This is a genomic window from Tannerella sp. (assembly GCF_030528505.1).
GTDB lineage: Bacteria > Bacteroidota > Bacteroidia > Bacteroidales > Tannerellaceae > Tannerella.
Genome location: NZ_JAUMYS010000023.1, coordinates 15,183 through 40,502, shown reverse-complemented (window position 1 = coordinate 40,502; position 25,320 = coordinate 15,183). Strand labels below are relative to the sequence as shown.

23 protein-coding genes are annotated in these 25,320 nt (G+C 52.6%); 10 read left to right on the top strand and 13 right to left on the bottom strand.

Translation table 11 applies throughout. The features are described 5' to 3' along the window. Positions 1 to 154: 154 nt before the first annotated feature. The 9 genes from nagB to Q4A89_RS05240 all read right to left on the bottom strand — a co-directional run bounded on the left by nagB (position 155) and on the right by Q4A89_RS05240 (position 9,592). Positions 155 to 967, bottom strand: a complete 813-nt coding sequence (nagB, locus tag Q4A89_RS05280; RefSeq protein WP_303184199.1) for a glucosamine-6-phosphate deaminase — start codon at positions 965 to 967, stop codon at positions 155 to 157. A 28-nt stretch (positions 968 to 995) separates the two neighbouring features. After that, positions 996 to 2,186, bottom strand: a complete 1,191-nt coding sequence (locus tag Q4A89_RS05275; protein ID WP_303184200.1) for an FprA family A-type flavoprotein — start codon at positions 2,184 to 2,186, stop codon at positions 996 to 998. A 29-nt stretch (positions 2,187 to 2,215) separates the two neighbouring features. Further along, the gene (gene lgt, locus Q4A89_RS05270) at positions 2,216 to 3,061 is read right to left on the bottom strand and encodes a prolipoprotein diacylglyceryl transferase (protein ID WP_303184198.1); all 846 of its coding nucleotides are present in this window, start codon (positions 3,059 to 3,061) and stop codon (positions 2,216 to 2,218) included. A gap of 85 nt (positions 3,062 to 3,146) precedes the next feature. Continuing rightward, complete coding sequence (locus Q4A89_RS05265; protein WP_303184197.1) at positions 3,147 to 4,043, bottom strand: diaminopimelate dehydrogenase; 897 nt, start codon at positions 4,041 to 4,043, stop codon at positions 3,147 to 3,149. Positions 4,044 to 5,091: 1,048 nt separating this feature from the next. Further along, positions 5,092 to 6,222 carry an aspartate aminotransferase family protein gene (locus Q4A89_RS05260; RefSeq protein ID WP_303184196.1) on the bottom strand — a complete coding sequence of 377 codons (1,131 nt, stop codon included), beginning with the start codon at positions 6,220 to 6,222 and terminating at the stop codon, positions 5,092 to 5,094. A 32-nt stretch (positions 6,223 to 6,254) separates the two neighbouring features. Then, the gene (gene argC, locus Q4A89_RS05255) at positions 6,255 to 7,229 is read right to left on the bottom strand and encodes an N-acetyl-gamma-glutamyl-phosphate reductase (protein WP_303184195.1); all 975 of its coding nucleotides are present in this window, start codon (positions 7,227 to 7,229) and stop codon (positions 6,255 to 6,257) included. Next, complete coding sequence (locus Q4A89_RS05250) at positions 7,226 to 8,473, bottom strand: argininosuccinate synthase (RefSeq protein WP_303184194.1); 1,248 nt, start codon at positions 8,471 to 8,473, stop codon at positions 7,226 to 7,228. Before Q4A89_RS05250 ends, argC begins: the two co-directional genes overlap by 4 nt. A gap of 22 nt (positions 8,474 to 8,495) precedes the next feature. Further along, on the bottom strand, positions 8,496 to 9,146 hold the full coding sequence (locus tag Q4A89_RS05245) for a GNAT family N-acetyltransferase (protein WP_303184193.1): 651 nt from the start codon (positions 9,144 to 9,146) through the stop codon (positions 8,496 to 8,498). Positions 9,147 to 9,166: 20 nt separating this feature from the next. After that, on the bottom strand, positions 9,167 to 9,592 hold the full coding sequence (locus Q4A89_RS05240) for an arginine repressor (protein ID WP_303184192.1): 426 nt from the start codon (positions 9,590 to 9,592) through the stop codon (positions 9,167 to 9,169). A 689-nt stretch (positions 9,593 to 10,281) separates the two neighbouring features. Between Q4A89_RS05240 and Q4A89_RS05235 the strand changes: the two genes are divergently transcribed. Beyond that, positions 10,282 to 12,003 carry a tetratricopeptide repeat protein gene (locus tag Q4A89_RS05235; protein ID WP_303184191.1) on the top strand — a complete coding sequence of 574 codons (1,722 nt, stop codon included), beginning with the start codon at positions 10,282 to 10,284 and terminating at the stop codon, positions 12,001 to 12,003. Between the two features lie 180 nt (positions 12,004 to 12,183). On the opposite strand, the gene Q4A89_RS05230 is transcribed toward Q4A89_RS05235, so the two are convergent. Next, the gene (locus Q4A89_RS05230; RefSeq protein ID WP_303184190.1) at positions 12,184 to 13,482 is read right to left on the bottom strand and encodes an MFS transporter; all 1,299 of its coding nucleotides are present in this window, start codon (positions 13,480 to 13,482) and stop codon (positions 12,184 to 12,186) included. A 205-nt stretch (positions 13,483 to 13,687) separates the two neighbouring features. Here Q4A89_RS05230 and Q4A89_RS05225 point away from each other — a divergent pair, with 205 nt between their 5' ends. The 9 genes from Q4A89_RS05225 to Q4A89_RS05185 all read left to right on the top strand — a co-directional run bounded on the left by Q4A89_RS05225 (position 13,688) and on the right by Q4A89_RS05185 (position 23,085). Beyond that, on the top strand, positions 13,688 to 14,968 hold the full coding sequence (locus tag Q4A89_RS05225; RefSeq protein WP_124788932.1) for a radical SAM protein: 1,281 nt from the start codon (positions 13,688 to 13,690) through the stop codon (positions 14,966 to 14,968). A 12-nt stretch (positions 14,969 to 14,980) separates the two neighbouring features. Further along, positions 14,981 to 15,901: a hypothetical protein gene (locus tag Q4A89_RS05220; RefSeq protein WP_303184189.1), complete on the top strand. Its 921-nt coding sequence runs from the start codon at positions 14,981 to 14,983 to the stop codon at positions 15,899 to 15,901. Between the two features lie 16 nt (positions 15,902 to 15,917). Continuing rightward, positions 15,918 to 17,057 carry a beta-ketoacyl-ACP synthase III gene (locus Q4A89_RS05215; RefSeq protein WP_303184188.1) on the top strand — a complete coding sequence of 380 codons (1,140 nt, stop codon included), beginning with the start codon at positions 15,918 to 15,920 and terminating at the stop codon, positions 17,055 to 17,057. A 20-nt stretch (positions 17,058 to 17,077) separates the two neighbouring features. Beyond that, positions 17,078 to 17,476 carry a hypothetical protein gene (locus Q4A89_RS05210; protein WP_303184187.1) on the top strand — a complete coding sequence of 133 codons (399 nt, stop codon included), beginning with the start codon at positions 17,078 to 17,080 and terminating at the stop codon, positions 17,474 to 17,476. Beyond that, positions 17,473 to 18,495: a BtrH N-terminal domain-containing protein gene (locus Q4A89_RS05205; protein WP_303184186.1), complete on the top strand. Its 1,023-nt coding sequence runs from the start codon at positions 17,473 to 17,475 to the stop codon at positions 18,493 to 18,495. The genes Q4A89_RS05210 and Q4A89_RS05205 overlap by 4 nt, the downstream gene beginning before the upstream one ends. Further along, positions 18,492 to 19,232: an ABC transporter ATP-binding protein gene (locus Q4A89_RS05200; protein ID WP_303184185.1), complete on the top strand. Its 741-nt coding sequence runs from the start codon at positions 18,492 to 18,494 to the stop codon at positions 19,230 to 19,232. The genes Q4A89_RS05205 and Q4A89_RS05200 overlap by 4 nt, the downstream gene beginning before the upstream one ends. Positions 19,233 to 19,243: 11 nt before the next feature. After that, complete coding sequence (locus Q4A89_RS05195) at positions 19,244 to 20,506, top strand: ABC transporter permease (RefSeq protein WP_303184184.1); 1,263 nt, start codon at positions 19,244 to 19,246, stop codon at positions 20,504 to 20,506. Between the two features lie 68 nt (positions 20,507 to 20,574). Then, positions 20,575 to 21,789, top strand: coding sequence for a dicarboxylate/amino acid:cation symporter (locus tag Q4A89_RS05190; protein WP_303184183.1), 1,215 nt, complete (start codon positions 20,575 to 20,577; stop codon positions 21,787 to 21,789). A gap of 18 nt (positions 21,790 to 21,807) precedes the next feature. Continuing rightward, the gene (locus tag Q4A89_RS05185) at positions 21,808 to 23,085 is read left to right on the top strand and encodes a replication-associated recombination protein A (RefSeq protein ID WP_303184182.1); all 1,278 of its coding nucleotides are present in this window, start codon (positions 21,808 to 21,810) and stop codon (positions 23,083 to 23,085) included. Between the two features lie 5 nt (positions 23,086 to 23,090). On the opposite strand, the gene ispF is transcribed toward Q4A89_RS05185, so the two are convergent. The 3 genes from ispF to Q4A89_RS05170 all read right to left on the bottom strand — a co-directional run bounded on the left by ispF (position 23,091) and on the right by Q4A89_RS05170 (position 25,319). After that, on the bottom strand, positions 23,091 to 23,567 hold the full coding sequence (ispF, locus tag Q4A89_RS05180) for a 2-C-methyl-D-erythritol 2,4-cyclodiphosphate synthase (RefSeq protein ID WP_303184181.1): 477 nt from the start codon (positions 23,565 to 23,567) through the stop codon (positions 23,091 to 23,093). A gap of 27 nt (positions 23,568 to 23,594) precedes the next feature. Beyond that, positions 23,595 to 24,773, bottom strand: a complete 1,179-nt coding sequence (gene porV / locus Q4A89_RS05175; RefSeq protein WP_303184180.1) for a type IX secretion system outer membrane channel protein PorV — start codon at positions 24,771 to 24,773, stop codon at positions 23,595 to 23,597. Between the two features lie 168 nt (positions 24,774 to 24,941). Continuing rightward, a complete protein-coding gene (locus Q4A89_RS05170; RefSeq protein ID WP_303184179.1) occupies positions 24,942 to 25,319 on the bottom strand; it encodes a RidA family protein in 378 nt (125 codons plus the stop codon). Position 25,320: the final 1 nt, after the last annotated feature.

Here is a 25,320-nt window from a genome sequence, read left to right as displayed (position 1 = left end):
TCTAAACAGATTTATTTCCTGCAAGCTGATTGATTAAAATATCTAAACAGATTTATCTCCTGCATCGATGATTGTAATCAATCTTCGTGAAGATATTAAAAAGGCTGTGCCGAGAGTTCATTTCGACACAGCCCGACCTTTGCTTACGGTCTGTTTATTTCAGCAACGATTTCGGATCGAGGTTGTCTTTCTCGATGTCTTTGAAATAGTTGTATGTCCCAACCTTGATTTCGGCACACGCGGCCTCGTCGCATACGATGATACCCTTCGGATGCATCTGCAAGGCGGTGATCGTCCACATCTGATTCACACTACCCTCGATGGCCTGCTGCAAGGCGCGCGCTTTGTTATGACCGTTGGCGAGGATAACGACCTCCTTCGCGTCCATAACGGTTCCGACGCCGACGGTGAGTGCCGTTTTCGGCACTTTATTCACATCATTGTCGAAGAAACGCGAATTAGCGATGATCGTATCGGTTGTCAACGATTTGATACGGGTGCGCGATGTCAGCGAAGAGCCCGGTTCGTTGAAAGCGACGTGTCCGTCCGGGCCGATGCCGCCGAGGAACAAGTCGATCCCGCCTGCCTGACGGATCCGTTCTTCGTAACCGGCACATTCGGCTTCGAGGTCTTTGGCATTACCGTCGAGGATGTTTACGTTCTTTTCCTGAATGTCGACATGGCTGAAGAAGTTCTTCTTCATGAACGTATGGTAGCTCTCCGGATGATCTTCGGGGATGCCTACATATTCGTCCATATTGAACGTAATCACATGTTGGAACGATATTTTGCCATTCTTATAAAGGTCAATCAACGCTTTATACGTGCCCAGCGGCGAGGAGCCTGTCGGCAGTCCGAGTACGAACGGTTTTTCGGCTGTCGGCTTGGCCTGAATCATTTTCGCAGCGATATAGTTGGCTGCCCATTGAGATATCAACTCGTAAGTCGGTTCAATAATTACTCTCATGAGAATATATATTGGATTAGTTTAGTTGTTATTTGTTTTTCTTTAATGCTTCCGCCATCGACCGGCCGAGGGAAATACATTCTTCTTCCGAAGAGATGCTTTGTTTTTGCTCAACAGGCGTGCCGATACATTCCCATTTCATGCTCTCTCCGAATGCGCCCAGTCGTTTGACGGCCGCACCGGCCCAGGTGAACGAACCGAAATAACCGTACACTCTGTTCTTGATTTCGCGCAGTTCGATTTTCTGAAGCAACGCGTCAATTTCGGGGAACAGCTGATTGCTATAAGTCGGACTACCGATAATCACGCCTTTGTAATTGAATAAGTCGCGCAGGATATAGGAAGAATGGCTCTTGCTCACGTTATGCATGGCGATGTTTTTGATACCTCCTTCGGCCAGTGCCGTCGCGATGGTTTCGGCCATCAGTTCGGTGTTTCCGTACATGCTTCCGTAAACGAGCGTCACCCCTTCGATGCCTTCGTAGCGGCTGAGACGGTCGTAAATTTCAATGACGCGACCGCGTTGTTCCGTCCAGACAGGGCCATGCGTCGAACAGATCATTTGCACATCGACTCCCGAAAGTTTCTGCAACGCTTTTTGCACCGGGCCGCCGTATTTTCCGACGATGTTCGAATAGTATCGCATCATTTCACTCCAATAACGGTCCGTATTCATCTCCGTATCGAGCACTCCTCCGTCGATGGTTCCGAACGTACCGAAAGCGTCGGCCGAGAACAGTACTCGTTCCGTTTCTTCGTACGTAAACATCACTTCCGGCCAGTGCACCATCGGAGCCATGTAGAATGTCAGCTTATGTGTGCCCAAATCGAGGCTCTCGCCGTCTTTTACTTCGTGCAGTCCTTCCGTAATGTTGTGATAGCCGGCCAGCATGCCGAACGTCTGCCGGTTTCCGACGATTTTCATGTCCGGATACTGCTGGCGCAGCAGGCGGATACTTCCCGCATGGTCCGGTTCCATGTGACCGACAATGAGATAATCGAGCGTGCGCCCATTTAAGATTTTGGCGATTTTTTTGAAAAACATATCTGAGTAGCAGATATCAACCGTGTCGACGAGTGCGGTTTTTTCACCGTCGATCAGGTACGAATTGTACGAAACGCCACTCGGAAGCGGCCAAATGTTTTCAAACAACTGTTTCTGGCGGTCATTGACGCCCACATAATAAATATTCTTCGCAATAGCTTTCATATCGTGTATATTAGCCTCATATATAGAATTAAAATTGTTTATGTCCTGTTGGGTTTGATGGTGTTGAGATTCGAACGTCTCCATGCTCGCACGACGAAATAAATGCCCATCACGATGAACGGGATACTCAGGCATTGTCCCATGTTGATCGGCATGGCCGCCTCGAAATCTTCCTGATTATTTTTCAGAAATTCGATAAAGAATCGCGCCGTAAAGATACAAATCATAAAGATACCGAAGATCAAACCTTCTTTTTTCCACGCATCTTTCTTGAAGTAAAGCCACATGCAGAGTGCGAACGTGAGCAGATAGCAGGCGGCCTCGTAAATTTGCGTCGGGTGAGACGGTGCCGAGAAGATCGGCTCCGCGCCTTGTCGCCATGCGTGCAGATTTTCAATGAAACGGAAGCCCCACGGCAGATCGGTCGGCAGACCGTACACCTCGTGGTTCATCAAGTTACCGATGCGTATCAGAGCGGCAACGAGCCCCGTCGGTACGACGAGCTTATCGAATGTCCAGAGCATGCTCTGCCGCGATACGTATTTGGAATAGAAATAAATTGCGACAATAATCCCGAGCACTCCACCGTGGCTGGCCAAACCGCCTTCCCAAACTTTCAGGATATCGACGGGATGCGACAGATAGTAGCCCGGATCGTAAAAAAGACAGTGTCCGAGGCGTGCGCCGACGACTGTACCGGCCAGAGTATAATAAAGCAGCGGGTCGATCCATTTCGGATTGATACTTTCGCGTGTCCACATCCGTTCCACGATTTTATAACCGATGCCGAACCCGATGATAAACATCAACGAGTACCAGCGTATTTCCTTCGATCCGATGGAGAAAATTGCCGGGTCTGCTGTCCAAGTGATTTCCGATAACATGTTCTTATAAGCTGATAATCGAAGCCGCAGGCCGCCATTATCCGATAAATTGATTGGTTTGTATTTTTGTTGATTTAGATGCGTATTAAACGAGTTTTTTGATCCATTCTTCGCGATCGCCGGGGAGCAAGTCGATCACCGGTATTTCGATCATCGTGTAAGCGCCGGGGGCTTGTTTCATCGAGGCCCGGGCGGACGCTACGAGAATCTGAGCCGTCAGCGCAGGGTTGTTGATCTTCATATCGAACGCGATCTGCTGATTTTGCGTTTTGCCCGAAGCGCCTTTGCGAACGAGATGAACGCCATGTCCCATGTCTTGTAAATCTTCGACCGAATCGACTTGAATGACGTGGGTCTCGTCGTGTGCGAAGTAGTCGTCTTTCTTGATGGCCTCGGCGACGGCAGCAAAGTCGTGTCCTTCGTTCAGCTCGATGTACACCATCCGCCGATGAACGCCTGTGCCTAACGGAATCGTCATGCTCAAGGCGGCTTTAACCCCTTCGACGGCTTTGACGGCGACGGTGTGCCCCATGCTCATGCCCGGCCCGAAGTTGGTGTACGTAATGCCTTTCGGTACGATGGCTTGCAACAAGGCGCGAACGATGGAGTCGCTTCCCGGATCCCAACCGGCCGAAATGACAGACACGACACGATGCTTTTTGGCTTCTTCGTCCAGAGAGCGACGCAATGCCGCGATTCCGGTATGGATGTCGAAGCTGTCGACGGTGTTCATGCCGAGTGCGATGGCTTCTTTGGCGTATGCTTCAACCTGTCGGGTGGGGGTGGACAGAATGGCGACATCGGTATCATTCAGTTTTTTCAGCGAGTCTGTTACGAGATAACCTTTCAATTCGTCCGGAACGTTTTCCGGATGGCGGCGTACGATGCCCGCGACCTCAAAATCGGGAGCCGTTTCCAGCGCCTCCAGTACATATTTCCCAATATTGCCATATCCTACGATGGCTGCTCTTATTTTTTTCATTGCTACGTGACTCCGTACTTCTTCATCGAATGGCTTTTATTTCATGTGCCCTGACCGTCGCGCCGGATGATACTTCCGTGCAGTGATCAGGCCGGTCATTCATATCCCCATCTTTTTTATTTTTCTGTTGCCTATCTATCATTCCAATCGGAAAGCGCCCGAAGCGCTTTCTTTTCTCCCTAAACGGGGCGATTTGAGGGTTCAAAAGTATTCTTTTTTTGAACATTCTCCAAGCTTTTGAGCGAAAAAGATGTATTTCTACCTCGATGGCATTTGTTTAACCGCGAAGTGTCCGGTTGGGCAGGTTTATTCGGAAGAAAGAGTCAAATTTTCACACTTTTCTTCGTTTGGTTAATCTGATGGCTGGTTGCCGATAGCTGATTACTTATTGCAAATTACAGACACTCCGCCTTGTCATTCCGAACATAGTGAGGAATCCCGCCAGAGAAGGACAGATTCATCGCTTCGCTCTGAATGACAAATGTCCGAACGCGAATTTCGCAAATTTCGCAAATGGACACAGTACGCGCCGTAGAGACGCAATGAATTGCGTCTCTACAACATGTACCCTGCATAACAATTGACAATTAACCATTAACAATTGAAATATATCAGGCTTTCAGCCCTCCCAATGGGGGGCTACCTCTTTCCCCAACGCTTCGCATTGGGCTGAATTATTACGCCCTTTCAGGGCCTAGCACGTACCTTGCAAATAACCATTAACCAGTGACAATTAACAATTAAATTACGCTGACCGCTGATTACTGAACACTGACGGCTAAAAGAAAAACTTGTGAAACTTGTCATAAACTTGTGAAACTTGTGGTTAAATCTGAATGCTGATGGCTGAATGCTGAAAACAGACAGCCGAATGTCCGAACGCGAATGACGCAAAAGGCGCCAATCAGAGCAAATGAAAACTTGAGAACTTAGCGAAATCCCTTGTGTGCCTTGCAGTTTATCCGAATACCGGCAGCAAAACAACAAACACCTAAACAATTCAACGTCCGAAGGGCTGAATGCTGAACTCCGCCCAACTTTTTCGCCATCACGCTGTTTCGAGCGCTTTACGGAGTTTGTGCAGAAACTCGTCTGCTTCCGTAAACGAGAGCGAAAGTGGAGGGAGCAGGCGCAGGATATGCGTACCCGAGCTGCCGGTAAATACGTGCTGTTCGTAGATGAGGCGTTTGCGTAGCGTTTGGATCGGAAAGTCGAATTCGAGGCCGAGCATCAGCCCTTTGCCGCGCACTTCTTTGATCCGCGGGAACCGGACGAGTTCGTCGAGCAGGTATTGCCCGACGGCGGAGGCATTTTCGACGAGCTTCTCTTGTTCGATGACGTCGAGCACGGCCAAGGCGCCGGCGCACGCGAGATGATTGCCTCCGAAGGTGGTGCCTAACTGTCCGTGCACGGCCGTAAAGCGTGGCGAGATGAGCAGAGCGCCCATGGGGAAGCCGTTGGCGATTCCTTTGCCGACGGTAATCAAGTCGGGCTTGACGCCGAGATGTTGGTGCGCGAAGAAGAGGCCTGAGCGTCCGTAGCCGCATTGTATCTCGTCGCAGATAAGGAGGGTGCCGTATGCGTCGCACGCTTCGCGCAGTCCCTGCATGAATGCGTGCGTGGCCAGACGGATGCCGCCCACGCCCTGAATACATTCGACGATACACGCGCACACATCGCCCTTAGCCAGTTCGGCATGCCACGCGTCGAGATCGTTCAGCGGCACGAAGGTGGCATGTCCGTTCGCGTTGACGGGCGCTGTGATTTTTGCATTATCCGTTACTTCGACGGCCAGCGAGGTTCGTCCGTGAAACGAATTCGTGGCGCAGAGCACTCGTCGGCGTCCGTTGTGAAACGAAGCAAGTTTGAGGGCGTTCTCGTTCGCTTCGGCGCCGCTGTTGATCAGGAAGAGCGCGTAATCATCGTATCCCGACACGTGTCCAAGCCTTTCGGCAAACGATTGTTGGAGTCTGTTCACGACGGAATTCGAATAAAACCCTAACGTTTGCACTTGCCGGGCGATGGCGGCCGTATAAACCGGGTGACTGTGCCCGATGCTGATCACGGCATGACCACCGTACAAATCTAAATAGTCGTTGCCTTGTTCGTCTCGGATACGACAGCCTTCACCTTTCGTGATGGCGATGTCGAAAAGCGGATAGACGTCGAAAAGATTCATGCTTTTGTCTTTGTTTTTAAGGTGTTTGATGATTAAAAAGCCACGGGCTTCAACCGCAAGCCCGCTGTTTCGTCCAGACCGAACATCAGGTTCATATTTTGGACGGCCTGTCCGGACGCGCCTTTGAGCAGGTTGTCGATAACCGCTGTGACGAGCCATTTATCCTCAAACGCGTCGGCGTGAACCAGTGCTTTGTTGGTGTTAACCACTTGTTTCAGGTCGGGAACCTGAGCGAGGTAGTGCGTAAAGGCGGCGTCGGCATAAAAATCGGCAAAGAGCTTGTCGGTTTCTTCCTGCGTGAACGGTTTTTCCGTTCTGACGACGGCGGTACAGAAAATACCTCGTGTGAAATCTCCCCGATAGGGAATGAATTCGATATCGCCGGCAAAGGCGGGTTGCAGTTGCCGCAGCGACTGTTTGATTTCGGGCACGTGGCGATGCCGGAAGGCCTGATAAATGCTGATGTTGCCGTTTCGCCAGCTGAAATGCGTCGTTTCCGTCGGTTTGACGCCCGCGCCCGTGGAACCGGTGATGGCATTCACCGCAACGTAACCGGAAAGCAGTCTGCGAGCAGCCAAAGGAAGGAGCGCGAGTTGAATACACGTGGCGAAGCAGCCGGGATTGGCTACGTGGCGCGCATGGCGGAGCGCGTCGCGGTTTATTTCCGGCAGGCCGTACACAAAATCGTGATCGGGCGAGGCCAAACGGAAATCCTGTGCCAAATCGATGACCTTGACGCGCGCAGGAATGTCGTGCGATTGCAGAAAACGCGTGCTTTCGCCGTGTCCGGAGCAAAGAAACAGCACGTCGACGGTATCGAGCAGTATGTGATCGGTAAAGCGCAGGTCTGTTTCGCCATAAAGTCCGGCATGGACGTCGGTCAGGGCGTTGCCGGCGTTGCTCGACGAGTGCACGAAAGCAATCGTCGCCTGCGGATGGTGCAGTAGCAGGCGTATCAGCTCGCCGGCGGTATAGCCCGCGCCTCCGATGATTCCCACATGTATCATATCAAGTTCCGTTCTTCCTGATGGTTCGTATAATAGACGCGCAACGGCGTGGAAAGGACTTTGATGAAGCCTTTCGCTTCGTCGGCCGTCCAGCCTTTCTGGGTTTCCCCGTATTCTCCGAACTTCGTCTTCACCAAATCGTCTTTCGACTCGACGCCGACGGTCGAGAACGAATAGGGACGCAGTTCGAGCGTAACGGTTCCGTTCACGTTCCGCTGACTTTCGGTCAGCATCGCTTCGATATCGCGCATCACGGGTTCGAGATACTGACTCTCGTGCAGAAACATCCCGTACCAGTTGGCCACTTGGTCTTTCCAGTATTGCTGCCATTTGGAGAGGGTATATTTTTCGAGGAAGCGGTGCGCTGCGATGATCATCATCGGCGCGGCAGCCTCGAAGCCCACGCGTCCTTTGATGCCGATGATAGTATCGCCCACGTGCATGTCGCGCCCGATCGCGTAGGCGGCGCCGATTTTCTCGATGGCCAGAATGGCTTTGATTTTGTCGGTATATTTTTTGCCGTTCACCGCGACAATTTCACCTTGCTTGAATTCGATTTTCAGTTGTTCGCTTCCGGTTTTCTCCACTTGCTTGAGATAAGCCGTTTCGGGCAGTCCCTGAGCCGAGTCGAGGATTTCGCCTCCGCAGATCGAGGTGCCCCAAATACCTACGTTATAGGAGTATTTGAGTTTTTCGAAGTCGGCTTTGAAGCCGTTTTGGTTCAGATAATCGATTTCGAACTGCCGGGTCAGGTTCATGTCGCGCGTAAGCGTGATGATTTCGACGTCGGGGCACATGACGAGGAACGTCATGTCGAAGCGCACCTGATCATTGCCCGCGCCGGTCGAGCCGTGAGCGATGGCTTGCACTCCGATCTCGTTGGCGTAGCGCGCAATGGCCATGCCTTGAAAGATTCGCTCGGACGAGACGGACACGGGGTAGGTGCCGTTGCGGAGAACGTTGCCGAAGATCATGTATTTTAAACTCTTTTCGTAATATTCTTTCGTGACGTCGAGCGTAACGTATGCTTTGGCGCCGAGTTTGTAGGCGTTGGCTTCGTTTTTGCGGAGCTGCTCTTTGGTAAAGCCTCCCGTGTCGGCACATGCGGCGTAGACTTCGTAGCCTTTCTCGCGCGCCAGATACATAACGGTAAACGACGTGTCGAGTCCGCCGCTGAAGGCGACGACAACTTTCTTTTTCGCGCTTTTTGCCGTCGAGGCGGCGTTTTTACTTTCCTTTTTCATCTGTTTTGAATGATTGCGTTGTTTATGATTTTGTTTCTTTAGGCTTGGAACGTGAGGCGCCGCGCCGTTTCGCCCATGTCTTGTTCAGTTTTTCGAGCATGAGGCATCGCGGATCTTCGGGATCGAAGAGCATGGCGGTGCAGATGCAGTATTGACGCTGCGTGCGCGTAAGCACATCGTGGTTGACACAGCCGCTACAGCCGCGCCAGAACGCTTCATCGTCCGTCAGGTCGCTGAACGTGACGGGCACGTAGCCTAATTCGGTGTTCATCTTCATGACGGCGCTGCCCGACGTCAGACTGAAGAGCTTCGCCTTCGGCCACCGTAGCCGCGCCAGCTGAAACGCCGCGTGTTTGATGCGTTTCGCCAGTCCGTGGTTCCGGAACTTGTCGGCCACGATCAATCCCGATGTGGCCACATACTGTTTGTTTCCCCACGACTCGATATAGCTGAATCCCGCGAATTCATCGCCCGCGAGCGCGATGATCACCTTTCCTTCGCGCATTTTTTGAGCGACGTACTCGTGCGTACGCCTTGCAATGCCCGAACCGCGTTTGCGAGCGGCGATTTCGATCGTATCGAGGATGGTGTCGACGTATCTTTCGTGACTTTCGTCCGCTACCATTACGTCAAAATCTACTTCGTCCGTTTGTTTTTTAGTCGTTTTTGTCATTTCTTTCCTGCTTCATGGGCCTACCGGCCGGTTAAAAACGGCTCTAACGCTTTTGCTACCTGTATATTCGAATACCCGTCGCGCGGAATGACGAGGATGGTGTCATCGCCGGCAATCGTGGCAAGGATTTCGTGCGGCGCGACGCGGTCGATGTCCGACGCGATGGCCATGGCGTAGCCCGGCGGCGTTTTAAGCACGGCCAGATGCCCCGAAAACTCAACGGCCGGTTTGCCGGCCGGCATCGCGCCGGGCAAAACGTAGATATACCGGTTATCGCCGTCGTGTCTTTTCACGATTTTCAGTTCGCGAATATCGCGCGAGAGGGTCGCCTGCGTTACATCGAAGCCTTTATTGCTCAGGGCTCTCTGCAATTCGTCCTGATTCCGTATCATCTCCGAGCGGATAATCTTCTCAATCGCTTCCAAGCGTTTTTGTTTGATGTTCATGATGAATAAATATTATGAATACGCCGCAAATATACGAATTATTATGAATAAATATTCTCGGAGGATATTTTTTTTGAATTTTTATTCCATTCAAGACAACTTATTCGATTCCCGATGTGTCATTTTGAATCATGTTGGTGTCCTGATAAGGAATGAATGGAGCTAAATTAACAGTGAGCGGATCATATTTTATCGTTTGTCCGCCGGAATGAACAGACGAGATATAAAAATTGAAAGGAAAAGCAAAATAATCGACAGGAGAGGCGTCATAATTGATTGTGAACTGACCATATTTCATGCTTTACGCGTCATATTCGATTGTTCATGCGTCATATTTGACGTGTGAACTGACCATATTTATATCGCAACTGACAATATTTCATTGTTTCACGCGCCATAATCGATTGTTCATGCGTCATATTTGATGTGTGAACTGGCAATATTTATATCACAACTGACAATATTTCATTGTTTACGCATCGTAATTGATTGTGAAGGTGTAAAAATGGATGATAAAGATGTGATAAATATAAGGTGTCATCGATCGAAGGGGGGCGTTGGCTGTTCAAATCATTCGTCGCGGAGCATTATTCGCTTCCGCCTCGGACAAAGAGGGAAAAGAGACGGGTGTTATTTTTAAATCCGGATGAAACTGCTATTTTTGCATGGATTTTAGAAATGAACAACGTATGAAACGATTATTACTATGGATTTGGGTCGCTTCGCAGAGCGTATCTCTGACGGCTCAGAAGCAATTGCCCAAATGGGCGGAGAAAGCTAAGAAGGCCGTTTTCACGATAGAGGCGGTAGACAAGAGCGGAAACGTAACGAAAGGTACGGGATTCTTTATCACCGAAACGGGAGAGGCGGTGTCGGACTATTCGCTGTTTATCGGCGCGGAAAAAGCGACGGTGACCGATGCGGAAGGGAAGCGCTTGCGCGTGACGCATATTCTCGGCGCCGACGAAATGTATGACGTTGTTCGTTTTATGGTATCCGTGCCCAAAAAAACGGCTTGGCTGACGGTTACGAATGAGTTGCCTGCCGTCGGAGCGGCAGCTTACTTGCTTCCGGCCGGACTGTCGAAAGGGGCTTCGCTTCCGAACGCAGCCGTTTCGGAAGTGTCGAAAGTAAAAGACCGTTACGGATATTACAAAGTCGAGATGCCGCTGAGCCGGGAGCAAGTGAGCGCGCCTTTGCTGACCGAAAACGGCGAGGTTTTCGCCATGGCGCAGGCCGATGCGTCGGGGAAAGGGAAAACATACGGTATCTCGGTGCCGTATATTCAAGATATCCGGATCGGACAGATGGACATCCTGAACAAAGCGTATTCGTCGATCGGCATACGGAAAGCGTGGAGCGACAAAGTGGAAGACGCGCAGGTGGCTTTGATGCTCTACTCGTCGCAACAGGACGCGCCGACGTATTTGGAGACACTGAACGAGTTTATTGCCAAATTTCCGAACGAGCCGGACGGTTATCTGAGCCGCGCATCGCATTATGTCTATCAGCGAAAGCTGCTGACGGACGTGGGAACCGAAGCGCAGTTGCTCGAACGCGCCCGCGTCGACATGGAAACGTCGCTGAAGCATTTCGGAGACAATCGGGGCGAAGGATATTACAATCAGGCGAAACTGATTTACGGCGTGGCGGCTAACGATACGACGCTCAAGTCGGCCGAATGGAGCATGGAGCGAGCAGCCGAACTGATCGGCAAAGCGCTTGCCGCAACGGATATGCCGCTATTCCATCAGTTGGAAGGCGATATCGCTTTCTTTCAGGAAGATTACCGTAAGGCGGCGGCATCGTACGCGTTGGTGAATCAAAGTTCGATGGCATCGGCCTCGTCATTCTATATGGCGGCGAAAGCAGAAGAGCAGATCGAAGGGGCAAACCTCGGCAAGGTGATCGCATTGATGGACAGCGCCTGTGCACGCGCCATGACGACGAACCCAACCTACGCGGGAGCTTACCTTCTCGAAACTGCCGGTCTGAAAATGCAGATGGGTCAGTATGCTGCCGCCGTGAAAGATTACGATCGATATTACGAACTGGGAGGAGCCGATGAAGAAGAATTGTTTTATTATTATCGCGAGCAGGCTAAATTCCGTGCGGGCGATATGGACGGAGCGTTGGCCGATATTCAGTCGGCGTTGGCCAAGGAACCGGAGAACGCGCTGTATTATGCCGAAGAGGCGTCGATTTATCTGCGCAAGCAGGAGCTGGAAAAGGCGCAGGCGAGCCTTGAAAAGTCCATCAGCCTGCAACCCGACTTCGCGGCGGGGCATCGTTTGTTAGGACTTTGCCTTATTCGTCAGCATAAGAAGGAAGAAGGTTGCCGGGCTTTCCAGAAAGCGAAGGAATTGGGCGATCCCGTCATCGACAAGCTGATAAAAGAGCATTGTTTTTAATGGTAATTGTCAGTTAGCGTTCAGCCGTCAGTAATCAGCGTTCAGATACCACAAGTTGCACAAGTCTATGACAAGTTTCACAAGTTTTAATTTGCGTTGATTTGTGCTATTTGTGTTTATTTGCGTTCGGATATCGTAATTCGTAATTTTAATAAGCGTTCAGCATTCAGTCATCAGCGTTCAGCCAGTCTGATTAAACTTGCCATGTCCTGAGTTCTTTACCGGTTCGTGTTTGTACCGGAAGAAGATGGCGAAAAGAATCGTGACTGCGAGGGCATAGCCTGCGAAGATGTACCATGCCGTCTGCCAGCCGGCCAATTGCGCGGCCGGGTCGGCGATTTGCGAATAAACCGTGCGATTAACGACCGTTTGCGCGGCCAACATCCCGATCGATGCGCCCAAACCGTTTGTCATCATCATAAAAACGCCTTGCGCGCTGCTGCGAATCTCCGGATTCGTCTCCCGGTCGACAAACAGCGAGCCGGAAATGTTGAAGAAGTCGAACGCGATGCCGTAGACGATCATCGAAAGAACAAACATCCACACGCCGTCGCCGGGGTTGCCGGCTCCGAACAGTCCGAAGCGAAGCACCCACGCGACCATGGCCATCAACATCACCCGTTTGATGCCGAAACGGTTCAGGCAAAACGGAATCAGCAGAATAAAACATGTTTCGGACATTTGCGAGATCGAGATCAGGATATTGGCGTGTTGTACTCCGAAGGTCTCTTTATAGAGAGGGATTTCGGCGAAGGTCGCAATGAAAGGGTTGGCGTAGCCGTTCGTGATCTGCAACGATACACCGAGCAACATGGAGAAAATAAAGAAGACGGCCATTTTCTTTTCCTTGAAAAGGTTGAACGCGCGCAGGCCGAGCGCGTCGACGAGCGAACCGCTGCTCTTTTTATGGCTGACTGCGCACCGCGGAAGCGTGAACGAATAGGCCGCGAGCAGAAGTCCCAGTACACCGGAAACGGCGAACTGCTTCGGTCCTGCCTGATATCCGACCAGATCGATGAAAATCATGGTGCAGATGAATCCGATCGTGCCGAATACGCGAATCGACGGAAAGACCTTCACCGCATCCAGTTTGGCTTTGGCCAGCGCCGAGTAAGCGACCGAGTTGGCCAAGGCCACCGTCGGCATATAAAAGGCGATGCTGAGTGTGTAAAGCGTAAAAAGCACCGGGAAGGAGACGTCGGCCCCGGCGGAAAGACCATACATCGAAACGGCGAGCATAAACGACCCAGCCAGAAAATGACAAAGCCCGTATACGCGTTGCGCTTCCATCCATCGGTCGGCCACAATCCCCATGAGAGCCGGCATACACAGCGAGACAAATCCCTGTACCGAATAAAACCAGCCGATGTGGCTACCCATACCGACCTGACTCAGGTAACGACCCATCGATGTGAGGTACGCTCCCCATACGGCGAACTCCAAGAAGTTCATGACAATGAGCCGAGTCTTTAAATTCATATCGAATGATGTTTTTATATTTGACTTTATTTGTTTTTCAGTCGGGCAAAGTTAAAAAAACTTTTTCAGGATCGCAATAACCGGTTTTTTGAGGAATTATTTTTTTGCCTTACCTTTGCGAACGCATATAAAAACAAAGCATTCAGGAGGTTTATTTGACAGAGCAGTAGACTGCGTGACCTCCAAGCATTAACAAACTGATTGTATGAAGTTAAAATTGATATACCCTAAGTGGAAGAAACTCAAAGGACAGACAACGTTTAACCTCCCTCCTCACGGGCCGGTCGTCTTTGCCGCCACTCTTCCCGAATATGTCGATATATCATTTACGGACGAGAACGTCGAAGCGCTCGACTTTGATGAAGAGTGCGATCTGGTGGCCATCTCGATGATGCTCAGTACGCAGGTGAAGCGGGGCTGGGCTATTGCCGACGAATATCGGCGGCGGGGCAAACAGGTGATCTTCGGAGGCATCTCGACCATGTTGCATGCCGAAGAAACGATCGAGCATGCCGATGCAGTCTTCCTCGGCGAGTCGGAAGGACGGATGGAAGAAGTGTTGAACGACTGGCGCAACGGCCGACTGAAGAAAGTCTACAACTATATGACGCAGCAACCGCCTATCGGCGATGTCGGGCCCGCGCGGCGCGACCTCTATAAACGCGAATTGTATAATCACAAGGGCGTGCAGATGGTCGATCTCTTTCATGCTTCGCGCGGATGCCGTTTCAGCTGTTATCCGTGTGCCGTGTCGTACCTCGGTGGACGTATTTTCCGCCCGCGACCGATCGACAAGGTGATCGAAGACCTTGCTTCGATCGAGAACAACCGCCTCTTTATCGTCGACAATTCGCTGGCTCAAAATAAAGAGTGGGAGATGGAGCTCTTCCGCGAAATGATTCCGTTCAAGAAAAAATGGATCAGTCATACGATCGAAGACGATCCGAAAGTACTTGATCTGGCGGCGCAGGCCGGCGCGTGGTACGTGTATCAGGCGGTCTATGACACGTCCGACTATATCAAAGAGCGGGTGAAACGTTACCACGATCATGGCATCGGAGTGGAAGGGACAATCCTGCTCGGTATCGATAACCAGTCGGAGGACGATATCAAACGGCTCATCGATTTCCTGCTCGAAATTGACCTCGATCTGGCCGAATTTACCGTGATGACGCCTTTCCCGCATACGAAAGGATATGACGATTACCTGCGTCAGGGACGCATCTTTGATTTCGACTGGGATCATTACAACGCAGGGCAGGTCGTTTTTCATCCGAAGCAGATGTCGGCAGAGCGATTGCAGGAATTGTATGAATATGCGTGGGACACGTTCTATCAGGACGAAAGTCAGGAGCAAAAAATGTTCCGTCTGTTTACGCAAGTCGTGATGCGCGAGATGGAAGACGGTACGTTCCGTCCGAGAAACCGTGAGCTGGCCAACAAATCGTTCGGCAAAGACGTGGTGAGAAATATCAAGGTGAGTTGAACGGCCGTACAGATGAAGCAGGCGTTTAAGATCGCTGTTTTTTATTATACGCAGACCGGACAGGCGCTGGCTATCGCCCAAAAAATGTGCGAGCCGCTGGCGAAAGCCGGTTGCAGCATCGTTTATCAGGAGATCGTACCCGAAAGTCCATATCCTTTCCCTTGGTCGGCCAATGATTTTTTTCAGGTCTTTCCCGAATCGCGTCTGGGCATTGCCTGTCCGTTGAAACCGATTGATTTGGATGATGTATATGATGCCGATCTGGTGATCATCGCCGGGCAAAGCTGGTATCTTTCGCTTTCCGTACCCTTGCATGCTTTCTTTCAGTCGGATCACGTCAAAGCGTTCCTGAAAGGGCGTCGTGTCGTGTTTGTCAACGGTTGTCGGAACATGTGGATGATGACGCAACAGAAAGTGCGTGAATATATCCGCGAGGCAGGGGGTGATTACGTCGGTTGGATCGTCTTGCAGGACCGGTCATCTAACTTGATTGGCGTACTGAGCACGGTTCGCTGGCTGATTCGCGGCCGAAAAGAAGCCACGCGATGGTTGCCGGCTGCCGGGGTATCGCAGGCAGAGATCGACGGAGCGACGCGCTTCGGCGAGGTGCTTCTAACGACCTTGCGCGACGGAGCATTTGACCGTCTGCAGGAACGGTTGATGGAAAAAGAGGCGATCACGTTTATTCCCAACCTTTACTTTATCGAGCGCAATGGCTACCGTATCTGGGGGCGATGGGCGCATTTCGTGCGGAAGAAAGGAGGCTATCTAAGCTCTGCGCGTAAGCCTCGGCTCGATTTGTTCCGCGTCTATCTGTTTTTTATTCTCTATGTCGTTTCTCCTTTCGGCCTTTTATTTCACTATATTACTTACCCGTTTCGCAAGCAGGCGTTCGTAGAAGCGAAGCGGAAAATGTGTTACGAACGCGCATAATCTAATGAAGAAACGAATGAATCCCGTTTATATTACGCGTCTGTCGGCATTCTTCCCGAATCGTCCGGTCGGGAATGACGAGATGGAAGATTACATCGGCCTTGTCAATGCGAAATCGTCTATTGCCAAGCGGCTTATTCTGGAGAAGAACGGTATCAAACAGCGTTATTACGCGCTCGACAAGTCGGGGCAGGTGACGCATACGAATGTCGAAATGGCTGCGCTTGCGGTGCGCGGATTGTTCGACGAACAGGTGACGCCGGCCGATATCGACTTGCTGGCTTGCGGCACAGCTTCGCCTGAGCAGCTTATACCGTCGCATGGCGTGATGGTACACGGCGCTTTGGGAGGTGCTGCGGAGACGGAAGTCGTCTCGTTCGCCGGATCGTGCTGTACGGGGATGCACGCGTTGAAATACGCGTACCTGTCGATGCTTGCGGGCGAATCGGAGCATGCAGTATGTGTGGCTTCGGAGCGTCTTTCCGCATGGATGAGGGCGTCCTATTTCGAGAAAGAGGCCGAGCTGATCGGCCGTTTGAATGAAAAGCCCATCCTTGCGTTCGAAAAGGAATTTTTACGGTGGATGCTTTCGGACGGCAGCGTGGCGGCTCTGCTCAGCCATATGCCGGCAGGAGGCAAGTTGTCGTTCCGTATCGAGTGGATCGAAACGATGTCGTATGCCGATCGGGTGGAGACGTGTATGTATGCAGGAGGAGAAAAAGACGAGGCCGGAAGGCTGATGGGGTGGGCGCAGTTTCCCGAAGAAGAGTGGTTGACTCGTTCGCTGTTCTCGTTGAAGCAGGATACCCGGCTGTTGGAGCAGCATATCATCGCTCTTGGCGGCCGGTTTTTGCAACGCATCGTGAAGAAACGGCATTTCGACCCTGAAGGTGCGGACTGGTTCTTGCCGCATCTCTCGTCGATGTATTTTAAGGAGAAAATCGCGTCCGAACTCCGGCAGGTCGGCTATCGTATACCCGAGGAGAAATGGTATGTCAATCTGCCCGAAGTCGGCAATATTGCGTCCGCTTCGGCATTGGCCATGCTTGACGGGTTAGAGCGTTCGGGACGGTTGAAGCAAGGAGACACGATCCTGCTCATGGTGCCCGAGAGCGCGCGGTTCTCGTATGCGTATGCGTTGCTAACTGTTGTTTAAACCGGAAAACGGATGGTGTGATGAAGACAAAAGATGTTCCTCAGGATTTGAAGTATTTTAAAGACAAAGTGATCCGCGATGTGATGTACGCGGTCGATGAAGAAGGGCGTTACACGGGCGTGGTCAGTGACGGCTGGTCGGTCAAGAACGATGTGCTGGCCGCTGTCTGGGAAGATATTCTGGAAGATTGCGAACCGATCCGTCAGCAGGTGTTGAGGAAAGAAGCCAGTCCGCTGGCTTATCATATGAAAAAGAACTTGCAGGATGTCGCGATGCTGGCTGCGTATGCCGGTATTCCGAAGCGCAAGGTCAAGAAGCATCTCGAGTACGAAGCCTTTGCTGAGTTAGATGATCAGACTCTTGCGCAATATGCCGACGCTCTGCGTATAACGGTCGATGAGTTAAAACGGGTAGAATGATGGAAATCCCTTTTGAACACCGCAGTGCGGCGCATTGCGAAAACGGTGTCACCGGCAACCTGCTGCGCTTCTATGGTTACGACTATTCCGAGCCGCTCATTTTCGGCTTGTCGGCGTCGCTCTATTTCGTTCATTTGCCGTTTGTACATCTCGCGGGCTTTCCCGTCACGTCGTTCCGGCCGTTGCCGGGTACCATCTTCGCACGCGCCACGCGTTTGTTGGGTTTCAAAGTCGGCCGGTCGATTTTCCTGCGTCCGAAACGTGCGGAAGCGAAATTAGATCGTCTGCTTGCCCAAGGCATTCCGACGGGTGCGGTGGTGGGCATGTATTTTCTGCCTTATGTGCCGAACGAATACCGGTTTCATTTTAATGCGCACAATATCTGTGTGATCGGGAAAGAGGGCGACGATTACCTCGTCAGTGACCCGGTGGCCGTTGAAAAGGTGAAGCTGTCGGCACGCGATATGATGCGCGCACGTTTCTCGAAAGGCACGTATCCGCCGATGGGTAAGCTGTATTGGATACGGTCGTTACCGAAAAAGCAGCCCGATTTGCCCAACCTCATACGCAAGGCCATCCTGAAAAACTGTTACCGTATGCTTTATGAGCCCGGCCCTGTGCCTTGGGTCGGCATCAACGCGTTCAAGCATCTCGGCAACAAGATTCCGAAGTTCCCACAGAAATACGGTGCGCGTCGGGCAGCCTTGCATCTGGCACAGCTTGTGCGGATGATGGAGGAGATCGGCACGGGCGGTGCCGGATTTCGCTTTCTCTATGCCGCGTTCCTTCAGGAAGCGGCCACGCTTACCGGCATCGCCGGGCTGAACGCCTTTTCCGAACGCCTTACCGCTATCGGCGACGAGTGGCGCACGTTTGCGGCGGAGGCCGCACGCATCTGCAAGAACCGTTCGGCGGCTAACGTCGATTATCAGACCATCGGCGACCGTCTGAAAGCCATCGGTGAAAGGGAGAAACAATTCTTCGTCGAGTTAGAAAAACTCATCAGGAAGCATCGATGAACCCTCTGATGATCGATATTCGGGCGTTGAGTAAGACGTATCGCGGAGCTGCTCATCCGTCGGTCGACGGTTTGACGCTGCAAGTATCCGAAGGGACTTTCTTCGGGCTGCTCGGCCCCAACGGCGCAGGAAAGACGACAACGCTCTCCGTCCTTTGCGGCTTGTGTCCGTACGACAGCGGCGAGGCCAAGGTGGGCGGGTTGGACGTACGTCGCGAGATGGGGCGGATCAGGCGGATGATCGGCGTCGTACCGCAGGAGATCGCGCTCTATCCCGAGTTGACGGCACGCGAGAACCTGCATTTCTTCGGTGGGATACAAGGCATACCTTCGGCGACGTTGCGCGAGCGCATCGACGACTATATCGAACGGTTCGACCTCGCGCCGCATCTCTCGAAAAAGACGGCGCACCTTTCGGGCGGTATGAAACGCAAGGTCAACTTGATGGTGGCGATGCTTCACCGTCCGCGAGTCCTTTTTCTCGACGAACCGACCGTCGGTGTCGATGTGCTGTCGAGGCAAGAGATCGTGACGCATCTGCAGGCGCTTCACCGGGAGGGGATGACCCTCGTTTACACTTCGCACGACATGGCGGAGGCCGAAAAGCTCTGCACGCATGTGGCGTTGATGAACCGTGGCCGGACGGTATGTGAAGGCCCTCCCGCCGAACTGCTGAATCGGACGGGGACGGCGTCGCTCGAAGAACTGTTTATGGCTCGGACGGGTAGTGAGGTATGAAGCTCCGGGCGTTGATATATAAAGATCTGTTGTTGCTTGTGCGCGACGTGTGGGGCATCGTGTTGCTATTCCTCATGCCGTGGGCGCTCGTGCTGCTGATGACGTACCTGCAGGACGGCACCTTCCGTTCGATCAACGAAAACCGCATCTCGCTTTACCTGCTCGATGCCGACCGCGACTCGTTAGGCCGGCGCGTGAGCCGTCAACTCGCGGCAAGCCGTATTTTCAACGTCTCGACCGAAGCAGACGGCCGGTCTCTTACGGCCAACGAGGTGGAAGAGGCCATCGCGCGTGGCGATTACTTGATCGGTATCATCATTCCCGAGGGCACGACAGAGCATCTGCGTGAGCAGGTGCGTCACGGTGTCGAACGCGCATTCGACGGAGCATCTCCGGCCGATGCCGATACGGCACGGGTTCCCTTAACGATCAGGGTGTTGGTAGACCCGACGGCCAAACCGTCGTTCCGTTCTTCGGTGATGTCTGCCGTACGTGAGGAGATGCTGACGATTCAGAACCGGCTGCTTCTTCAGGAAATATCGGCGCAGGCCGGCCGTTTGCTCCCCATCCCTGTCGACCTGAATATCGAGACGGGTGAATGGCTCACGGTCGACGAAGCGTACGCCCGAAGCGAAGAGGGGCGAATCGTCCCGAACGCTACGCAACATAACGTGCCGGCATGGAGCATGTTCGCCATCTTCTTTATCGTCGTTTCGCTGGCGGGCAACATGATCCGCGAGCGTGAAACGGGCTGTCTCAACCGGCTGATGACGATGCCTTGCTCGTACGCGGCGTATCTGTTCAGTAAAATGTTCGTTTACCTGGGTGTTTGTCTGTTGCAGCTTGCTCTGATGATGGTGACCGGCATGTATCTGACGCCTCTGCTCGGACTGCCCGCGCTCAAACTCGGACATCATCTCTGCGCGTTGCTGCTGATGTCGGTGTCGGCGTCGCTGTCAGCCATCGGTTACGGGCTGGCTATCGGGAGCATCGCGCGTACGAACCAGCAGGCAAGCATCTTCGGCGCCGTATCCGTCGTGATGCTGGCCGCTCTCGGAGGGGTATGGATTCCCACCTTCGTGATGCCTTACTTTATGCGTCTTGCCAGTCGTATCTCTCCGCTGAACTGGGGGTTGAACGGTTTTAACGAACTCTTTGTTCGCGATGCGGGCATGGCGGGTATTCTTCCGTATGCCTCGGCGTCGCTGCTGTTTTTTGCCGTGATGCTCGGCGTCGCGGTCTACGGCCGAACGTCGCGCCACCGGAAAAATTAACCGGCCGGCGACGTCTCATTCGCTTTTTTTTACTACGTTTGCCATACGTATAACGACCGAATTGAATCATGAAAAAGAAACTTCGCATATCCTTGTTAGGTTGGGTGGCTATTGCCATTGTGAGCGGTATCGTGTTGGGACAGGTGATGCCCGCCGGTATGGTTCGTCTCTTTGTCACGTTTAACGGCCTCTTCGGCAACTTCCTGTCGTTTTCTATTCCGCTGATTATTCTCGGACTCGTAGCACCGGCTATCGGCGAGATCGGGAAAGGAGCGGGGCGGTTGCTCCTCGTCACCGCGCTTATCGCTTACGGGTCGACGATTTTTTCCGGCTTCTTCACCTATTTCAGTGCCTCGGCTGTTTTCCCGACGATCCTGACTCCCGATACGCAACTGACGGCGATGGAGAATCCCGAAACCCTGATGCTCGCTCCTTATTTCACCGTCGCCATGCCTCCGCTCATGGACATTATGACGGCCCTGCTCCTTTCGTTTGTCATCGGGTTGGGGTTGAGTGCGATGCTGGGTGATGCGCTGCATCGCGCTTTCGTCAACTTCCGCGACATCATCACACGGCTTATCGAATCGGTCATCGTTCCGCTGCTGCCGCTCCATATCTTCGGGATTTTTCTGAATATTACGGTGAGCGGACAGGTGGCCGGTATCATGGCCATGTTTCTGAAAGTGATTCTTGTCATCTTTGTGCTTCACGTTCTGTTGCTTCTGACGCAGTTTACGATAGCCGGCGCCATCGGCCGACGTAATCCATTGCGGCTGCTGATGAATATGTTGCCCGCGTATGCTACGGCGCTCGGCACCCAGTCGTCGGCCGCGACGATCCCCGTCACGCTGCGGCAGGTGATCAAAAACGGCGTGCGCGAGAACGTGGCGGTGTTTACCGTGCCGCTCTGCGCGACGATTCACCTGTCGGGCAGTACGATGAAGATCGTTGCCTGCGCCATGGCCATTCTGATGATGTCCGGCGAGCCGGTCACGCTTGCTCAGTTCGGCGGATTCATCCTGATGCTCGGCATCACGATGGTGGCGGCTCCCGGCGTACCCGGCGGAGCGATCATGGCCGCGCTCGGCCCGCTTCACAGCATGCTGGGCTTTAACGAGACCTTGCAGGCGCTGATGATCGCGCTGTATATCGCCATGGACAGCTTCGGCACGGCCTGTAACGTGACGGGCGACGGAGCTATCGCCGTGGTGGTAGACCGTATCGCACCCTGTCATGTCCTGAAAAAAGTTGACCAGTCGCTTCCCTCCTCCGTTTCCCATTAATTTTTCTATCTTTGTGCCATGAGCCAGCCTTTAGCAGAACGGTTACGTCCCACGACGCTCGACGAGTACATCGGTCAGAAGCATCTGACGGGCGAACGTGCGGTACTACGACGGATGATCGAAGCCGGACGCGTGCCCTCGTTTATCCTTTGGGGACCGCCGGGCGTCGGCAAGACGACGCTGGCCAAAATCATTGCCAAACGTCTCGATGCGCCCTTTTACACGCTCAGCGCGATCAGTTCGGGAGTGAAAGACGTGCGCGAAGTGATCGAAAAAGCGGGAAGCAATCCGCTGTTTCAGACGACCGTCTCGCCTATCTTGTTTATCGACGAGATACACCGTTTCAGCAAGTCGCAGCAAGACTCGCTTCTGAACGCGGTCGAGACGGGTATCGTTACGCTGATCGGCGCCACGACGGAGAATCCGTCGTTCGAGGTGATCCGCCCGCTCCTTTCGCGATGTCAGGTGTACGTGCTCAAGCCATTAGATGAAGAGGACCTGCTGACGCTCCTGAATCGCGCCATTACGGACGATATCGTCCTCAAAGAAAAAAACATCGTTCTCCGTGAGATGGCCGCCCTCATCCGTTACTCCGGCGGCGACGCTCGCAAGCTGCTGAATATCCTCGAACTTATCGTCTCGGCCGAGGAAGAGGGCCATACGATCGAGATCACGGATCAAAAAGTCGTGGAGCGTCTTCAGGAAAATCCTGCCGCTTACGACAAAGGGGGAGAGATGCATTACGATATTATTTCGGCGTTTATCAAATCGATCCGTGGCAGCGATCCGGATGCCGCCCTGTACTGGCTGGCGCGCATGGTGGCCGGGGGCGAAGACCCCGAATTTATTGCCCGCCGTCTGCTGATCTCGGCGGCCGAAGACATCGGGCTGGCCAATCCCAACGCATTGTTGCTGGCCAATGCCTGCTTCGACGCGCTCAAAAAAATCGGTTGGCCCGAAGGACGCATCATCCTCGCCGAGACAACCGTCTATCTGGCTTGCAGCGCCAAAAGCAATTCGGCTTACTTAGCCATCGACAAGGCGCTGGCGCTCGTGCATGAAACGGGCAACCTGCCGGTGCCGCTCCATTTGCGCAACGCTCCGACGAGCCTGATGAAAGAACTTGATTACGGAAAAAACTACAAGTACGCGCACGACTACGAAGGAAATTTCGTCAAACAGGATTTCCTGCCCGACGAACTGCTTCGCACACGTATCTGGGAAGGGCAACCTAACGCCGCCGAAGACAAACTGATCGAGCGCATGAAGCACCTTTGGGGCGAACGGTACTCTTAAGACTCCTACGCTTTCCGGGTGATCAGGGCTACGGCATAAGCCGCCATTCCTTCCCGTCGGCCTACGAAGCCCAACTTCTCCGATGTCGTCGCTTTGATGGAGAGCGCATCGGGCGAGACGCCCATCACGTCGGCCATGGTCTGTTGCATAGCAGGAATATGCGGGTTGAGCTTCGGCTGTTCCGCGGCGATCGTCGCGTCGATATTACCCAATTCATAGCCGGCATCGCGCAGTAGTGCCATCGTGCGACGAAGCAGGATTTTGCTGTCGATATCTTTGTATTCGCCGGCATGGTCGGGGAAATGATAACCGATGTCGCGCATGTTGGCCGCGCCGAGCAGCGCGTCACAGACGGCGTGAATCAGCACGTCGGCATCGCTGTGTCCCAGCAATCCTACGCTGTGTTCGATACGTATACCGCCGAGCCACAGCTCGCGCCCTTCGGCGAGAGCATGTACGTCATATCCGAATCCGATACGCATAGCTTTCAGATGATTGCAGATTGAAGATTATTCAAAAAGGCTTTTCAGTCCGTCCATATCGAACGACAGCGAGAAGCGCAACGTCTGATCGAGCGGGTTATTCTGTACGGTACTGATCAGATAAGCGGCATCGAGTTGAAATACGTTCATTTTGAAGCCCGCCCCCATCGAAAAATACTGGCGATTCCCCTTCATGGCGTTTTCGTAGTAATAACCGCCACGCACAAAGAACTGGTTATTATAACTGTATTCGGCGCCAAGCGAGATATTGATCTCTTTCAGTTCCTCATTGAAGCCGCCCGGTGCATCGGAAAACGATTTGAACACGCCCGACAATGAGTTCATATCATTGTAATCCTTCAGCCTTTGGCTGAATGCCTCGTCACTCTCTCCCTCTTTCTTCTGCGGCACGGTCGGGACGAGATACTTGTTCAGGTCGAGGTAAACGCCGAACTGATTGTATTCATCGATCGGGTAGAGCAACCCCGTACCGATCTTCAGGTTAGCAGGCAGAAAGTATTGTTTCGCTCCACCGTTGAACGATACTTTGGAACCGATATTTGAGATATTGTACCCCAAGCTCCAGAGACTTTCTCCTTCTCCGATGTACACGTATTTCTCCATATAACCGGACACATCGACAGCCACGGCATTGGCAGCCTGCATGTCCTGCTCGGCGTCGGCGCCCAAATCGGAGCGGATATAACGCAGAGCTACAGCCATCGAGTAGGCATCCGAAAGTTTCATCCCGTAACTCAAGTCGAACGTCATTTCGTAAGGGTTGATATTCATCAGCTCCTTGCCACCGTAATCGGTGAGAGGAATGGCACCCAGCGAAAAATAACGGAGCGAAGCGCCGATGGCCGAACGATCGTTTTGTCCGGGTTTATAATACCCTGCGGCATGCGCCATATAGACGTCTCTGACCAACTTGCGTAACCACGGCGTATAAGAGATTGCCACTCCCGCCTTGCTCTCCATAAACGCATACTTCGAAGCGTTCCAGAATTGCGAGTTGATATCCGGAAGCGTGGCAGCCCCATTATCGCCCATACTTCCTCCACGAGCGTCGGGCGCAATCGAAAGCGACGGAATAGCCGTATGAATCGGGCTGAATGTCTGATATTTGTCTTTTTCAGCATGTGCCGGAAAGGTCACCATACTTATGATCAGCAGCATCAGGCTGCTTTTGCTAAAAATCTTCATATATACGTTTCAAATCAAATTCGTACCTATATAAACTCCGTTCTTCTTGCTTTATTGTGCAAAGCTCACAAAAGAGCCCCTCATTTTTCGACCGACAAAAAAGGCTGACCACCCGAATAGACGATACGTCGATCAGGGCGGTTCAGCCTTTTTCTTGCTGTTACGCGATTATTTCGCAGCAATCACTTCGACCTCTACCAGTCCGTTCTTCGGCAAGGTCTTGACGGCAACGGCCGAGCGTGCGGGATAATCGCCTTCGAACTGTGCGGCATAGACTTCGTTCACGACGGCAAAGTCGCTCATGTCGGCCAGGAAAACGGTTGTTTTCACGATGTCCGCCATCGTATATCCGGCCTCGGCCAGAATGGCTCTCATGTTCTTGAACAATTGCTGAGCCTGCGCTTTGACGCCTCCTTCCACAAATTCGCCCGTCGACGGGTCTAATCCTAACTGTCCGGAGACAAACAGCAGATTGCCTGCCTGAACGGCCTGACTATACGGCCCGATAGCCGCAGGCGCCTGATTGGTGTTGATTACTTTTTTCATC